The organism is Lysobacter gummosus, assembly GCF_001442805.1.
Lineage (GTDB): Bacteria > Pseudomonadota > Gammaproteobacteria > Xanthomonadales > Xanthomonadaceae > Lysobacter > Lysobacter gummosus.
Genome location: NZ_CP011131.1, coordinates 2,657,541 through 2,673,306, shown reverse-complemented (window position 1 = coordinate 2,673,306; position 15,766 = coordinate 2,657,541). Strand labels below are relative to the sequence as shown.

Sequence of the window (15,766 nt, the reverse complement as noted above, 5' to 3'; positions counted from 1 at the left end):
TCCCTGATGGCGCCGCCATCGGCCTTGGCGAGGAGGCGCATCGCCCGATTGAGCTTCCCGCGTCGTGCCCATAGGCCTGCCTGCATCCGCTTGATTCGTGAGATTCGGATAAAGCTAACGCGCGAAGCCGGTTTCGGTTGTCCGCATTACAGAATCGTAATTCGCGGCCAATGTTCGGAAGACGGCGTGAACGTTATGTGGTGGCTGGCTTTGCCGCAGCCGCCGAATGTGGCGAAATCGGCGCCACCGGCCGGCGGCGCGTCATTCAAGCGCGGCGATTGCGCAGACCCAGCAAGACCGCCAGCGCCGCCAGCAAAGCCAGCGCGCCGCCGGCATACGGCAAGGCCGGATGCCAGCCGAACAGGCCGGCCGCCAGCAACGGGCCGATCATGCGCGCCACCGCCTGCTGACTCTGGTTGGCGCCCTGGATCGAGCCCTGCATGTCGTCGGGCGCCGCGTTCGCGATCAGTCCGCCGATCGAAGGCTGGAACAAGCCATCGCCCAGAGTGAAGGCCGCGACCACCAGCGCCAGCCACCACCACGACGGAATCATCAGCACCGAAGCGGTCAAGGCGCAGCCCAAGGCATTGAGCAGCAAACCCGCGCCGGCCACGCGGCGCTCGCCGTAACGGCCCAGCAGCCACCCGGCGAGCATGCCCTGGCCGATGATGTCGAGCGCGCCGACGACCAACAGCAACAATCCGATCTGCAACGGGCCCGAGCCGAGCGCTTGCTTGAGGAACACCGGCAGATTGCTTTGCCACATCGCCGCGGCCAGACAGAAGCCGAACGCGGCGGCGAACAGGATTCGCAGATGCCTGCCCGTCAACGCCGAGCGCAGTTGCCTCAGCGGATTGAGCCCGCGCCAGTGAAAGCGCGCGCTGCGGCGTTCGTGCGGCAGGCTTTCGACGACCGCGCGATGGACCCAGTACAGATTGGCCAGACTCAACGCGGCGGCGACGAACACCGGGCAGCTCAGCGATACCTCGCCGAGAACGCCGCCGATCGCCGGCCCGAGCATGAAGCCCAGGCCGCCGACCGCGCCCAGCAGTCCGTACACGCGGCTGCGCTGCTGCGGTTCGACCACATCGGCCACATAGGCGAACAAGGCGCTGATGCTGCCGGCGGTGAGGCCGTCGATGACGCGGCCGGCGACGATCATCCACAGGCTGCCGCCGATGCCGATCAGCGCATAGCCGACCGCCGAGCCCAGCAGCGACAACAGCAGCACCGGGCGCCGGCCGTAGCGGTCGCTGCACGCGCCCAGGATCGGCGCGGCGATGAACTCGCACAGCGCGTAGACCGAAACGATGGCGCCGACCGCGAACGCCAGATGGCGGGTATGGCCGACCAGCAGGAACGGCATCACCGGAATGACCAGGGTGAAGCCGACGAAGTTGAGGAACACCGATACCGCGATCACGCCGATGCGGCCGCGCAGCAGGTGCGGATAAGACAAAGCGGAGAGGTTGGACACGTGAAGCTCCTGGACAGGGCTCATCCGGGAACGACGCGTCGGGCGCGAACACAGGACGAACCCGAGACGCCGTAGCGCCGGGATTCGTCGAGGGTTCTCATGCGCAGGCCGAGCGCTGAACGCGCACCGCCAGGAAAGGAACAGATCTTCCGTAAATGGAAGGGTTTGGGCCTACCTAAACCAAACCTGCCTTCTTCGACCGCGGCAGTGTAGCGGGCGGGTTGATGGCGGGCAATGCGTGCGTTGTCGCTGTGAAGTCTTTTGTGGGAGGACCTTCAGGCCCGACTGCGAACCATGGCGGCGATGCTGCCTGAGGATGAGGCCAGACCTCGGGCGGGGCTGAAGCTGCCTCCCACAGAGACTTCGAGGCCGCGCTCGTGCCGCGGAATCGTTTGTACCTTTTGCAGGCCCAAGCGCGATCCGGGCGCCAACGACGGCCATACGGCTGCCATCTGCGCGAGCTAGGGTCGGATTTCCCCCAAGTGCCGAGCCGACGCCATGCACGATCACGATCCCTTCCGCCGCCGCTTCCTGTCCCGATCCGGCACCGCCCTCAGCCTGGGCGCGCTCAGCGCCAGCCTGCCGCTGCTGCCCGCCATCGCCGGGCCCGCGCCGATCACCGCCGAATCGGCGCGGCCGCAATTGCCCTACGGCCTGCAATTCGGCGATGTCGGCGAACGCGGCGCCACGGTGTGGGCGCGCAGCGATCGCGCCGCGCGCCTGTGGGTCGAGATCGGCGACGAAGACGGTTTCCGCCGCGCCCTGCGCCTGCGCGGCCCGCTGGCGAGCGAGGCCAGCGATTTCACCTCGCGCCTGGACATTCCGCGCCTGCCCGGCCCATGCCAGCGCAAAATCCGCGTCGCTTTCGAAGACGCGCGCAGCGGCGTGCGCAGCGCCTGGAGCGAAGGCCGCCTGCGCGCGGCTCCGCATACTCTGCCGCATGCGCGCACCCGGCCGGTGCGCTTCGTCTGGGGCGGCGATGTCGCCGGCCAGGGCTGGGGCATCAATCCCGAGATCGGCGGCATGCGCATCTTCGAAGCCATGCGCCTGCGCGATCCGGATTTCTTCCTGCACTCGGGCGACACCATCTATGCCGACGGCGCCATCGCCGCCGAAGCGCCGGCCGAGAACGGCCGCATATGGCGCAATCTGGTTGCCGAGGGCGTGCACAAGGTCGCCGAAACCCTGGACGAATACCGCGGCCGCTATCGCTACAACCTGCTCGACGAGAATCTGCGCCGCTTCGCCGCGCAGGTGCCGCAGCTGTGGCAGTGGGACGATCACGAAGTGGTCAACAACTGGTCGCCGTCGAAGGATCTGCGCGCCGATCCGCGCTACACGGTCAAGGACATCGATGTGCTGGTGCGCCGCGCGCGTCAGGCCTTCCTGGAATATTCGCCGCAACGTCGCGGTCCGGATCCGCGCGGCACCCGTATCGATCGCGTGATCCACTACGGGCCGCTGCTGGATGTGTTCATGCTCGACATGCGCAGCTATCGCGGCCCCAACACCGATAATCTACAGGCCGCGGCCGGCGCCGACACCGCCTTTCTCGGCCGCCGCCAATTGCGCGAACTGGCCGAGGGCCTGCGCCGTTCGCGCGCGACCTGGAAGATCGTCGCCGCCGACATGCCGCTGGGCCTGCAAGTCCCCGACGGCACCGACGCGCAAGGCCGGCCGCGCTGGGAAGCGGTGGCCAACGGCGATCCCGGCCTGCCGCGCGGCCGCGAACTGGAATTCGCCGAACTGCTGCGCGCGATCCGCGGCGTGGACAACGTGGTCTGGCTGACCGCCGACGTGCACTACTGCGCCGCACATCACTACGATCCCAGCCGCGCCGCGTTCCAGGACTTCTCGCCGTTCTGGGAATTCGTCGCCGGCCCGCTCAACGCCGGCTCCTTCGGCCCGAATGCGCTCGACGCCAGCTTCGGCCCGAAGGTGGTGTTCCAGAAAGCGCCTCCGGCGCCGAACGCCTCGCCGCTGGCGGGCTATCAGTTCTTCGGCGAGGTCAACATCGATCCCGACAGCCGCGCGCTCAGCGTCGATCTGCGCGACCTCGACGGCGCCAGTGTGTTCACCCAGGTCCTGCAGGCGGTCTGAGCACCCGCATCCGCGTTCGATCCGCGCGCCGCGGGTCGAACGCGGACGCAGCGACCTCGCTCGCGCGCCGCGAGCCTGAACAAAACCGCATCGCTTCAGCTTCGATGGTCGCCGTGTACGCACCGGTATCGTCATGCATCGGAAAGCCGCGCATCACGCGCGCTATACATCGCTCACTCAAACTCACTGAAACGGCCCGTCGCGGCAAAGCGCGCTGTCGCGCATACGGGCGCGCATCGCGCTTCACAACTGCGATCACACATCGCAATTAGTCTTGAAATACAGGCGAATTCGCAACGCACTCAGAAACCACTCCAAACACCTTGATGCAACGCAAGCGCCTGCGATTGTGTGATCCTTCGCGAGGCGCAGTGCGATACGCATCGCTACTTGAACAACCAACTTCGCGCGATCGTTGACCGATACGACACCGGGACGTAACACTGTCTTGGCAGTTTGATTCCAACGATTTCGTCGCACCCACCGGCCTCGCGCATACCGACTAAAAAAAACGCGCATCTATTCGTCGGCCGATCTGCGCTTTTCGCGCGACCCTTCTTCGTGACACGGAGCAAGTCCATTGAAGAACTCAAGCCCCAACCCGACGCGACCGCATGGCGGCTCGCCCAAAACAACGACTTTCTCCGATGCTGCGCGCGATGCGCGCATGCCCGGCGCAGGCCGTCCGGCGATCGCTGCCGGACGCTGTCGCGCATGAGTTGCGCGCTGTAGCGCAACTCGCACGCGTCGCAAGTCTCGATTCACCATCGGCTTGCGTCGCGGCGCATCGCGCTCACGTTAATCGGTGATCGCTTCGGCATAAAACCTATGCCGCTGATCGCAACGCAGACGGGCCGCATGCCGCGGCCCGGACGGCGTGCGCGCCGGAATCGCCGAGACGCGTCGATGCGAAGCAACGAACCACTGCCGTATCCGCTGCGCCACATGCAGACCGCATGACGCGCAGCGTCGCTGCACGACGCACAACGCCTGCCACCTTCATCCACATCCGCTTACGAGACCGCGCCCATGATGTCCTCGTTCAACGTCCAAGGACGTAAGACCCTGCCCGCCCGCGGCCAACCCTGGAGCGAACTCCAGGAAGCGCTTTCCGATCTGCGCAGCGGCGATGCCGACTGGCGCCAGGGCCGCGGTTCGCTGCACGTCTACTACGCCGGCGAGGATGTGCTCGATGTCGCCCGCCGCGCCTACGGGATGTTCATCAGCGAGAACGCGCTGGCGCCGACCATGTTCCCCAGCCTGCGCAAGATGCAGGACGATCTGGTGCAGATCTCGCTGTCGCTGCTCGGCGGTGGCCGCGATGCCTGCGGTACGGTCACCTCCGGCGGCAGCGAAAGCGTGATGCTGGCCGTGCGCAGCGCTTACCGCGCGTTCCGCGCGCGCCGCCCGCACGTGCGAAGCCCGCACCTGTTGCTGCCCGCCAGCGCGCATCCGGCCTACGACCAGGCCGCCGAGGTGATGGGGCTGGACGTGATCCGGGTGGCGATCGGCGGCGATTACCGCGCCAGCGTCGAGGCTTTGGCGCAATGCATCGAGCACGAGACGATGATGATCGTCGCCTCGGCGCCGTCGATGCCGTTCGGCACCATCGACCCGGTCGAGGAACTGGCCCGCGTCGCCCGCGAGCGCGATGTCTGGCTGCACGTGGACGCGTGCATCGGCGGCTTCCTGGCGCCGCACGTGGCGCGCTTCATGACCGGCGTGCCGCGCTTCGACCTGGGCATCGCCGGCGTGCGTTCGCTGTCGGCCGATCTGCACAAGTTCGGTTACGCCGCCAACGGCGCCTCGGTGGTGCTGTACGCCGACACCGAGGATCAGGCCCATCAGTTCTTCGAATACAGCGATTGGCCCAAGGGCCTGTACCGCACCGAGACCTTGTCCGGCACCCTGCCCGGCGGCGCCGTGGCCGCGGCCTGGGCGGTGATGCATTACCTGGGCGAAACCGGCTATCGCGCACTGGCGCAGCGGGTCATGCATCTGCGCGATCGCTACATCGAAGGCATCGGCCGCATCCGCGGCCTGCACGTGCTGGGCGCGCCGCACCTGAGCGTGATCGCATTCGGTTCGGACGAATTCGACATCCACAGCGTCGGCGACGCGATGCAGGCGCGCGGCTGGCATATCAGCCGTCTGTTGAACCCGGCCGCGCTGCACATGACGGTGACGCCGGTGCACGACCAAGGGGTGGAGGCGTATCTGGAAGATCTGGAGCGCTGCGCGCAGCGTTGCTACTGACGTATCGGATTGCTCTGCGCCCTTCCCTACTCCCTCTCCCGCTTGCGGGAGAGGGCCGGGGTGAGGGCAAGCGCAACCGAAAGACCCCGCGCGCCCTCATCCGGCCCTTCGGGCCCCCTTCTCCCGCCAGCGGGAGAAGGGACAGGCACTTCAGCTGCGGATGTTCAACATCCGGTTCACCCCAAGCGCCGCCATCGTGCAGATCGCACCCGACAGCAAGTACACGCCGATGAAAGCCAGCCCGAAGTGCGCGCTCAGCCCCAGCGCGATCAGCGGCGCGAACGCGGCGCCGATCAGCCAGGCCAGGTCGGAGGTCAACGCGGCGCCGGTATAGCGGTACTTGGAGCCGAAGTTGGCCGTCACCGAGCCTGCGGCCTGTCCGTAGGACAAGCCCAGCAGCACGAAGCCGATCAAGATGAACACGTCCTGGCCCAGGTCGCCGGACGCCATCAGCGTCGGCGCGAAGCCGCTGAACATGGCGATCGCCGCGGCCAGCGCCGCCAGGGTGCGCGGGCGGCCGAAACGGTCGGCGATCCAGCCCGAGGCCACCACCGCGCCGGCGGCGAGGACGGCGCCCAGGATCTGCACCATCAGGAACTGGGTCACCGACTGGTCCGAATACAGCAGGATCCACGACAGCGGGAAGATCGTGACGATATGGAACAGCGCGTAGCTGGCCAACGCGGCGAAGGCGCCGATCACCACGTGGCGGCCCTTGGCGCTGAACAGCTCCAGCACCGGCGTGGGTTCGAGCTCGTGCTCGCCCAGCTCGCGCTCGTATTCGTGCGTGACCACCAGGCGCAGGCGCGCGAACAGCGCGACCACGTTGATGGCGAAGGCGGCGAAGAACGGATAGCGCCAGCCCCAGTCGAGGAAGTCGGCGCGCGGCAGCGCGGTGTTGAGGTAGGCGAACAGCGCCGCGGCGATGATGAAGCCGAACGGCGCGCCGAGTTGGCCCAGCATCGCGTACCAGCCGCGGCGCTGCTTCGGCGCGTTCAGCGCCAGCAGCGACGGCAGGCCGTCCCAGGAACCGCCCAGAGCGACGCCCTGGCCCAGCCGGAACAGTGACAGCAGCACGATCGACAGCGCGCCGATCTTGCTGAAGCTCGGCAGGAAGGCGATGCCGGCGGTGCAGGTGCCGAGCAGGAACAAGGCGATGGTGAGCTTGGTGCTGCGATCCCAGCGGCGCTGGATCCACATGAACAAGATCGTGCCGAACGGACGCGAGATAAAGGCCAGCGCGAAGATCGCGAACGACCACAAGGTGCCTTCGAGCTTGCCCAGGTGCGGGAAGAACACCGACGGGAACACCAGCGCCGAGGCGATGCCGTAGACGAAGAAGTCGAAGTACTCCGAGGCGCGGCCGATCACCACGCCGACGGCGATATCGCCCGGCGCCACCTCGGCATGCGAACCGGTGGAGTGCACCGATACGGTCTGGGAGGAATCCGGGTTTGCGTGATTTGGCGTATGCATCGTTGGGTCGGCTGTGGTGCGTGGAGCGATCGGGCCTGCGGTGTTTGCTTAAACAGGCGGGGACGTTCAGTTACGACTTGGGACGACTTATATATGGACTCGGACGAGTGTGCCGAATCCTGCAGGATGGATCGCGGCGAATCCTTCAGGCCGTCATTCCCGCGAAAGCGGGAATCCAGTGACTTCAGGCGTTCTCGCACGAAAGGCCCTGGATGTTCGGCTCCGCCGAAGTAAAGCGGAGCCCGCTTTCGCGGGAATGACGGCTGGAAGCATGCGCAGGCGCGACAACCTACCGTCGCCCGCCCAACACCCATCGCCCCGAATCCCGGGAACGGCGCTAGCTTCCCACCACCGGCCCGGTCCTGCCATAGGACAAAACGTCCAATCGTCGTCACAGTCCGCGCGGCCTAAAGTGCGCGCATCGCCGCGGCTGTCGCGGCCTTGCCGTGTACCGGCGTCAGGTTGATGAACGCTCTCAAATCCCTGCTCCGTCCCCTGCTCCTGGCCAGCGCGCTGTTGCCGCTGACGGGCTGCAACATGCTCTTGTTGAACGCGCCCGGCGACGTGGCCGCTCAGCAAGGCAATCTCATCATCGTCTCCACCGTGCTGATGCTGTTGATCATCGTGCCGGTGATCGCGCTGACGCTGATCTTCGCCTGGCGTTACCGCGCATCCAACAAGGCCGCGGTGTACAAGCCCGACTGGGATCACTCGACCCAGCTCGAACTGCTGATCTGGGCCGCGCCGCTGCTGATCATCATCGTGCTCGGCGCGATCACCTGGGTCAGCACGCACACGCTCGATCCCTACCGTTCGCTGAGCCGGATCAAGCCCGGCCAGCCGGTCGCCGCCGACGCCAAGCCGCTGGTGATCGAAGTGGTCGCGCTGGATTGGAAATGGCTGTTCCTATATCCGGAACAGAACATCGCCACGGTCAACGAAATCGCCGCGCCGGTGGATCGCCCGATCCAGTTCAAGATCACCGCCTCCACCGTCATGAACTCGTTCTACATTCCCGCGCTGGCCGGCCAGATCTACGCCATGCCGGGCATGGAGACCAAGTTGCACGCGGTGATGAACCAGCCGGGCAACTACGAAGGCTTCTCCGCCAACTACAGCGGCGAAGGCTTCTCGCACATGCGCTTTCGTTTCCACGGCATGAGCCAGGCCGACTTCAACGGCTGGGTCGCGCAGAACCGCGCCAGCAGCAAGACCCTGCAGCGCGCCGACTACCTCGAACTCGAACGCCCCAGCGAGAAAGAACCGGTGCGCCGCTACGGCGCGGTCGCGCCGGGCCTGTACAAGGCCATCCTCAACCGTTGCGTGGACACCTCGAAGATGTGCATGGACGAAATGATGGCGATCGACGCCGGCGGCGGCCTGGGACTGAACACCAACGCGCTGGCGCCGCGCCGCCGCGGCGATCTGCGCGGCGGCCCGGTGGTGACCTCGGCGATGTGCGTGACCGAACCCACCGCCACGCCGAACTGGGGCGTCGCCACCCTGGCGCCCTGATCCGACTTAGCAACGCATTCAACAGGCGCGCGCCACGCGCGCCGAGTCCGTGAGCGGACTTTGGGAGTGAAGATGTCTGAACCGTCCAACCAAGCCTCGCTGATCTTCGGCCGGCTCAGCTGGGATTCGATCCCGCTGCACGAGCCGATCCTGATCGCCACCTTCGCCATGGTCGTGATCGGCGGCATCGCCGTGCTCGGCGCGGTCACCTACTACAGGCTGTGGAGCTACCTGTGGAAGGAGTGGTTCACCAGCATCGATCATAAGAAGATCGGCATCATGTACATCATCCTCGGCCTGGTGATGCTGCTACGCGGCTTCGCCGACGCGATCATGATGCGCCTGCAACAGGCCATGGCCTTCGGCGACAACGCCGGCTACCTGCCGCCGGAACACTACGACCAGATCTTCACCGCCCACGGCGTGATCATGATCTTCTTCGTCGCCATGCCGCTGGTCACCGGTTTCATGAATTACCTCGTGCCGCTGCAGATCGGCGCGCGCGACGTGGCCTTCCCGTTCCTCAACAACTTCAGCTTCTGGATGACCGCCTGCGGCGCGGCGCTGGTGATGGTTTCGCTGTTCATCGGCGAATTCGCCAAGACCGGCTGGCTGGCGTATCCGCCGCTGTCGGGCATCGCCTACAGTCCCGGGGTCGGCGTCGATTACTACATCTGGGCGCTGCAGATAGCCGGCGTCGGCACTTTGCTGTCGGGCATCAACCTGATCGCGACCATCGTCAAGATGCGCGCGCCGGGCATGAGCATGATGAAGATGCCGGTGTTCACCTGGACCTCGCTGTGCACCAACGTGCTGATCGTCGCCGCGTTCCCGGTGCTGACCGCGGTGCTGCTGCTGTTGTCGCTGGATCGCTACGCCGGCACCAACTTCTTCACGAACGATCTCGGCGGCAACCCGATGATGTACGTGAACCTGATCTGGATCTGGGGCCATCCGGAGGTCTACATCCTGATCCTGCCGTGCTTCGGCATCTTCTCCGAGATCGTCTCGACCTTCAGCGGCAAGCGCCTGTTCGGCTACGCCTCGATGGTCTACGCGACCGTGGTCATCACCATCCTGTCCTACCTGGTGTGGCTGCACCACTTCTTCACCATGGGCTCGGGCGCCAGCGTCAACTCGTTCTTCGGCATCACCACGATGATCATCTCGATCCCGACGGGCGCGAAGATCTTCAACTGGCTGTTCACCATGTACCGCGGCCGCATCCGCTTCGAAGTGCCGATGCTGTGGACGATCGGCTTCATGGTCACCTTCACCATCGGCGGCATGACCGGCGTGCTGCTGGCGGTGCCGCCGGCCGACTTCGCCCTGCACAACAGCCTGTTCCTGATCGCCCACTTCCATAACGTGATCATCGGCGGCGTGCTGTTCGGTCTGTTCGCCGGCATCAACTTCTGGTGGCCGAAGGCCTTCGGCTTCAAGCTCGATCCGTTCTGGGGCAAGTGCTCGTTCTGGTTCTGGATCACCGGCTTCTTCTTCGCCTTCATGCCGCTGTACGTGCTGGGCCTGATGGGCGTGACCCGGCGCATGAACCACTTCGAGGACCCGTCGCTGCAGATCTGGTTCATCATCGCCGCCTTCGGCGCGGTGCTGATCGCGCTGGGCATCCTCAGCATGCTGATCCAGTTCTACGTCAGCATCCGCCGCCGCCACGAGCTGCGCGACGAAACCGGCGACCCGTGGCAGGCGCGCACCCTGGAATGGTCGACGTCCTCGCCGCCGCCGGACTACAACTTCGCCTTCACCCCGGTCGTGCACGACAACGACGCCTGGCACGACATGAAGCAGCGCGGCTTCGAGCGCCCGCAATCGGGTTTCCTGGCGATCCACATGCCGAAGAACACCGGCGCGGGCGTGGTGATCGCCGGCCTGAGCACGCTGTGCGCGTTCGCGCTGATCTGGCAGATGTGGCTGGTCGCGGGCGTGTCCTTCGCCGCCATGCTGATCGCCGCGATCGTCCACACCTTCAACTACAAGCGCGACTACTACATCCCGGCGGAGCAAGTGACCGCCACGGAAACCGCGCGCACGCAACAACTGGCCGCCGCCCATGTCTGACGCACACGCCATCGCCACCCATACCGCCGAGGGACGTCCGCTGTTCCTCGACCTGAAGGGCAAGCACCATCCGCAGAACGGCACCCTGCTCGGGTTCTGGCTGTACCTCATGAGCGACTGCCTGGTGTTCGCCTGCCTGTTCGCCGTCTATGGCGTGCTGGGCCGCAACTACGCGGCCGGCCCGTCGGGCGCGGATCTGTTCGATCTGCAACTGGTGGCGATCAACACCTCGATGCTGTTGTTGTCGTCGATCACCTACGGCTTCGCGATGATCGCGATGCAGAAGCGCAAGATCGCCGCGGTGCAGGGCTGGCTGGCGATCACCGGCCTGTTCGGCCTGGCCTTCATCGGCCTGGAACTGTACGAGTTCGCCCACCTCATCCATGAGGGCGCCGGCCCGCAGCGCAGCGCGTTCCTGTCCTCGTTCTTCGCCCTGGTCGGCACCCACGGCCTGCACGTGACCTTCGGCATCGTCTGGCTGGTCACGCTGATGGCGCAGGTCGGCAAGCACGGCCTGACGGTCGAGAACCGCCGCCGCCTGATGTGCCTGTCGATGTTCTGGCATTTCCTCGACGTCGTGTGGATCGGCGTCTTCACCTTCGTCTATCTGATGGGAGTGCTGCCGTGAGCCAACCGGTCGCCACGCAACACCACGACAACGGCCACGATCACGAGCATGGCCACAAGGATCACGATCACGACGACGGCGCCCACGGCAGCGTAGGCAGCTACAGCATCGGCTTCGCGCTGTCGCTGATCCTGACCGCGATTCCGTTCTGGCTGGTGATGGCGAAGGTCATCCCGAGCTCGGGCCTGACCGCGTTCGTGATCCTGGCCTTCGCCGTCGTGCAGATCGTCGTGCACATGGTCTACTTCCTGCACATGAACACGAAGTCGGAGGGCGGCTGGAACATGCTCGCGCTGATCTTCACCCTGGTGCTGGTGGTGATCATGCTGGCCGGCTCGTTGTGGGTCATGCATCACCTCAACGCGAACATGATGCCGACGATGATGCACGATATGCGGAATATGCCCTGATTCGGGATTCGGGATTCGGGATTCGGGATTCGGGATTCGGGATTCGGGATTCGGGATTCGGGATTCGGGATTCGGGATTCGGGATTCGCGCGTATGCTTTTTTTGCCGTCATTCCCGCGAAGGCGGGAATCCAGGGCCTTTCGTGCGAGAACGCCTGAAGTCACTGGATTCCCGCTTTCGCGGGAATGACGGCAAAAGCCGAACCAACGCACCACCGGCGACTACTTAAGAGGCCACCCTCATGACCGCGAACCCTGCCAAGCGTCCCCGCGGCCGCTTCGCGCTGACGGTCCTGTCGCTGGTCTTCATCGCCGCCTTCCTCGGCCTGATCGCATTGGGCGCGTGGCAAGTGCAACGCCGCGCCTGGAAGCTCGACCTGATCCAGCGCGTGGAAGCGCGCGTGCATGCCCTGCCCGGCGCGGCGCCGGGTCCGGCCGAATGGCCCACGGTCAGCGCCGCGCGCGACGAGTACAGGCACGTGCGCCTGCAAGGCCGCTACCTGCCCGCGCACGACACCCTGACCCAGGCGGTGACCGAGCTCGGCCCGGGCTTCTGGCTGCTGACGCCGTTCCGTACCCAGGACGGCAATATCGTCCTGGTCAATCGCGGTTTCGTGCCGAACGCGCGCGCAGCCGCCGCTTCGCCGCCGCCCACCGACACGCAAGTCACCGGCCTGCTGCGCCTGAGCGAACCCGGCGGCGGCTTCCTGCGCGACAACGCGCCGGCCCAGGGCCGCTGGTATTCGCGCGATGTCCAGGCCATCGCCGCCGCGCAAGGGCTGGGGCCGGTGGCGCCCTACTTCATCGACGCCGACCGCGCCGCGCCGCTGCCGCGCGATCCCGGCGTCGAGCCGGCCTGGCCGGTCGGCGGCCTGACGGTGATAAAGTTTCCCGACAATCACCTGCAATACGCGCTGACGTGGTTCGCGCTGGCGCTGATGGTGGTCGCGGCCGCCGCGCGCGTGGCGCTGGAAGAGCGCCGCTTGCGCCGCGCCGCACGCTCGCCCGATGGGCTTCAATGAGGTTCGCCGATGCGCGACACACCGCTTTCCCGCGCCGCTGAAGTCCGCCTCGCATCGCCACTGTCCGATGAGGCCGGCCCGCACGCCGAACTCGGGCAGTCGCGCACTGACTCCGGCACTCGCGACAACGCCGGCGTCAAGAACATGCACCAGCTGATCCAGCTTCGCTGGATCGCGGTGATCGGCCAGGTCGCCACCATCGTCTTCGTCCATTTCGGCTTCAACATCAAGCTGCCGCTGATGCCGATGGCGATCGTGCTGGCCTGTCTGGCCGCGTTCAACCTGGTCAGCATGCTGCGCTGGCGCCGCCGCGAGGAAGTCACCAACGGCGCGCTGTTCCTGGCCCTGCTGGTCGATATCCTCACTCTGACTGCGCAGTTGTATCTCAGCGGCGGCGCGGCCAATCCGTTCGTGTTCCTGTATCTGCTGCAGGTGGTGCTGGCGGCGGTGCTGCTGCGTACCTGGGCGAGCTGGGCGGTGGTGGTGGTCACCAGCCTGTGCTTCATCGCCCTGACCGCGTTCGCAGGTCCAGTGGTGATCCCGGCCGATCCGACCCGCGGCCTGGCCGATCCCTACGTGCAGGGCATGCTGCTGTGCTTCGTGCTCAACGCGACCTTGCTGGTGGTGTTCATCACCCGCATCGGCCGCATCCTGCGCGCGCGCGACGCGCGCCTGGCCGATCTGCGCCAACGCGCGGCCGAGGAAGAACACATCGTGCGCATGGGCCTACTGGCCTCCGGCGCCGCGCATGAGCTGGGCACGCCGCTGGCGACGCTGTCGGTGATCCTCGGCGACTGGCGGCGCATGCCGCCGTTCACGCAGCAGCCCGAGCTGTTGCAGGAACTCGACGAAATGCAGACCCAGCTGACCCGCTGCAAGAGCATCGTCACCGGCATCCTGCTGTCGGCCGGCGAAGCGCGCGGCGAGGCGCCGGCGCAGACCACCGTGGTGGCCTTCCTCGACGACCTGGTGGCGCAATGGCGCGGCACCCGCCCGGTGCGCGGATTCGACTACGAGAACGGCTTCGGCGAGGATGTGGCGATCATTTCCGATTCCGGCCTCAAGCAGATGATCTGCAACGTGCTCGACAACGCGCTGGAGGCCTCGCCCGGCTGGGTCGGCCTGGAGTCGTGGCGCGACGGCGACAAGCTGGTGCTGCGCGTCAGCGATGCCGGCCCGGGTTTCGCGCCGGCGATGCTGTCGCATTTCGGCAAGCCGTATCAGTCCAGCAAGGGCCGCCCCGGCGGCGGCCTGGGCCTGTTTCTGGCGCTCAACGTCGCCCGCCAGCTCGGCGGCAGCATCGTCGCGCGCAATCGCGAACCCAGCGGCGCGGTGGTGACCATGAGCCTACCGCTATCGCCCCTGACCCTGAGCGAGGCCGGCGATGAATGACACCGATCCGCGCGACGGCGATCGCGCCGAGCCCGGCGACGACGAACCGCGGCGCCTGTTGATCGTCGAGGACGATGCCGCCTTCGCGCGCACGCTCAGCCGTTCGTTCGAGCGCCGCGGCTACATCGTCCACAACGCCACGCAACTGAGCGAGGTCGAAGCGCTGCTGCAGGAGCACAGCCCCGGCTACGCCGTGGTCGATCTGAAACTGGCCGGCGGCGATTCCGGCCTGACCTGCGTGCAGGCGCTGCACGAACACGATCCGGACATGCTGATCGTGGTGCTGACCGGCTACGCCAGCATCGCCACCGCGGTAGAGGCGATCAAGCTCGGCGCCTGCCACTACCTGGCCAAGCCGTCGAACACCGACGACATCGAGGCCGCCTTCGGCCGCGCCGAGGGCGATGCGACGGTGGAACTCACCGAGCGCCAGACCTCGATCAAGACCCTGGAATGGGAGCGCATCCACGAGATGCTGGCCGCCACCGACTTCAACATCTCCGAGACCGCGCGCCGGCTCGGCATGCATCGCCGCACCCTGGCGCGCAAGCTCGGCAAGCATCGGGTGAAGTAAATCCGCGGCGCGCGGGCGAAGCCGCTCGCGCCAATCGATTGCACCGGCAGGCCGCGCCGTCGCGCTTCGCATCTAACCGATCGCATCATCGCGCTCATCGTGAACGCCGCATATCGGCGCTTGCACCGCCGTCTGTGCGCACTACGCCGACTTGGTTACCCTCGCCCTCGTCATTACGGAGGATGCCAATGAAACGATCGCTGCTATGGCTGTGCCTGCTTTGCCCCGTGCTCGCTCAGGCGGCCTGGATCGGTCCCGACGGCAAGCCCATCCCGGATTCCTCCAGTCGCCGCAGCGACGGCGATTTCGGCGCACAGTTGCTGATCACGCCCGACGAAGACGGTTTCCGTAAAGAGTGGGCCAAACAACCCGGGCCGCCGTCGCTACGCACCACCGACAAGGCACGAGTGGGCGCGCCGATCTCGGCGATGGTGTTGTTCCATGGCTGCAAAGCCGATGCGCAGGGACATTGCCGCGTGCTCGCGCGCTTCTTCCTGAGCCGGCCCGACGGCAGCCGCGAATCGGCCGGCGAAGGTCCGGTTTGGACCGCGGCGCCGATGCCGGCGGGCATCATCCAGCTCGGTCAGTCGGCGATGACGCTCACCTTCGAACCGCGCGATCGACCAGGCGAGTATCAGGTGATCGCGCAGGTCGAAGACAGCGTCGCCGGTCGGCGCATCGACCTGTCCACGCCGCTGCAGCTCGATCCGGGCGCCACGCGCTGATTCGCGCCCGGGCGCATCGGCGCGAAACTGGCCGAGCCCGGGCGCCGCTGTTTTCACCGCCCCGTGTCGACACGAGGTTCGCGCCCGAGAGCCGCGCGAGCATTGCGGCCGGT

General features: G+C 66.4%; 12 protein-coding genes. 10 read left to right on the top strand and 2 right to left on the bottom strand.

What is annotated here, in order from left to right; genetic code table 11:
• Positions 1-265: 265 nt before the first annotated feature.
• Positions 266-1,477, bottom strand: coding sequence for an MFS transporter (locus tag LG3211_RS11035; protein WP_222837599.1), 1,212 nt, complete (start codon positions 1,475-1,477; stop codon positions 266-268).
• 498 nt (positions 1,478-1,975) lie between these two features.
• Here LG3211_RS11035 and LG3211_RS11030 point away from each other — a divergent pair, with 498 nt between their 5' ends.
• A complete protein-coding gene (locus LG3211_RS11030; protein WP_083512465.1) occupies positions 1,976-3,577 on the top strand; it encodes an alkaline phosphatase D family protein in 1,602 nt (533 codons plus the stop codon).
• A gap of 1,029 nt (positions 3,578-4,606) precedes the next feature.
• Positions 4,607-5,833 (top strand): pyridoxal phosphate-dependent decarboxylase family protein, encoded by a 1,227-nt coding sequence (locus LG3211_RS11025; protein ID WP_057942888.1) that lies wholly within the window; start codon positions 4,607-4,609, stop codon positions 5,831-5,833.
• 150 nt (positions 5,834-5,983) lie between these two features.
• Here LG3211_RS11025 and LG3211_RS11020 read toward each other — a convergent pair whose 3' ends face one another.
• Positions 5,984-7,309, bottom strand: coding sequence for an MFS transporter (locus tag LG3211_RS11020; RefSeq protein ID WP_057942887.1), 1,326 nt, complete (start codon positions 7,307-7,309; stop codon positions 5,984-5,986).
• Positions 7,310-7,774: 465 nt separating this feature from the next.
• On the opposite strand from LG3211_RS11020, the gene cyoA reads away from it, so the two are divergent.
• The 8 genes from cyoA to LG3211_RS10980 all read left to right on the top strand — a co-directional run bounded on the left by cyoA (position 7,775) and on the right by LG3211_RS10980 (position 15,653).
• The gene (cyoA, locus tag LG3211_RS11015; protein ID WP_057942886.1) at positions 7,775-8,824 is read left to right on the top strand and encodes a ubiquinol oxidase subunit II; all 1,050 of its coding nucleotides are present in this window, start codon (positions 7,775-7,777) and stop codon (positions 8,822-8,824) included.
• A gap of 72 nt (positions 8,825-8,896) precedes the next feature.
• Positions 8,897-10,903, top strand: a complete 2,007-nt coding sequence (cyoB, locus tag LG3211_RS11010; protein ID WP_057942885.1) for a cytochrome o ubiquinol oxidase subunit I — start codon at positions 8,897-8,899, stop codon at positions 10,901-10,903.
• Entirely contained in the window at positions 10,896-11,531 is a 636-nt protein-coding gene (gene cyoC / locus LG3211_RS11005; protein ID WP_057942884.1) for a cytochrome o ubiquinol oxidase subunit III, read from the top strand. Before cyoB ends, cyoC begins: the two co-directional genes overlap by 8 nt.
• The gene (gene cyoD / locus LG3211_RS11000) at positions 11,528-11,941 is read left to right on the top strand and encodes a cytochrome o ubiquinol oxidase subunit IV (RefSeq protein WP_057942883.1); all 414 of its coding nucleotides are present in this window, start codon (positions 11,528-11,530) and stop codon (positions 11,939-11,941) included. The genes cyoC and cyoD overlap by 4 nt, the downstream gene beginning before the upstream one ends.
• A gap of 241 nt (positions 11,942-12,182) precedes the next feature.
• A complete protein-coding gene (locus LG3211_RS10995) occupies positions 12,183-12,962 on the top strand; it encodes an SURF1 family protein (protein WP_057942882.1) in 780 nt (259 codons plus the stop codon).
• A gap of 9 nt (positions 12,963-12,971) precedes the next feature.
• Positions 12,972-14,354 (top strand): ATP-binding protein, encoded by a 1,383-nt coding sequence (locus LG3211_RS10990; protein WP_083512464.1) that lies wholly within the window; start codon positions 12,972-12,974, stop codon positions 14,352-14,354.
• Positions 14,347-14,928, top strand: coding sequence for a response regulator transcription factor (locus tag LG3211_RS10985; RefSeq protein ID WP_057942881.1), 582 nt, complete (start codon positions 14,347-14,349; stop codon positions 14,926-14,928). Before LG3211_RS10990 ends, LG3211_RS10985 begins: the two co-directional genes overlap by 8 nt.
• A 188-nt stretch (positions 14,929-15,116) precedes the next feature.
• Positions 15,117-15,653 carry a hypothetical protein gene (locus LG3211_RS10980; RefSeq protein WP_148648851.1) on the top strand — a complete coding sequence of 179 codons (537 nt, stop codon included), beginning with the start codon at positions 15,117-15,119 and terminating at the stop codon, positions 15,651-15,653.
• Positions 15,654-15,766 lie beyond the last annotated feature (113 nt).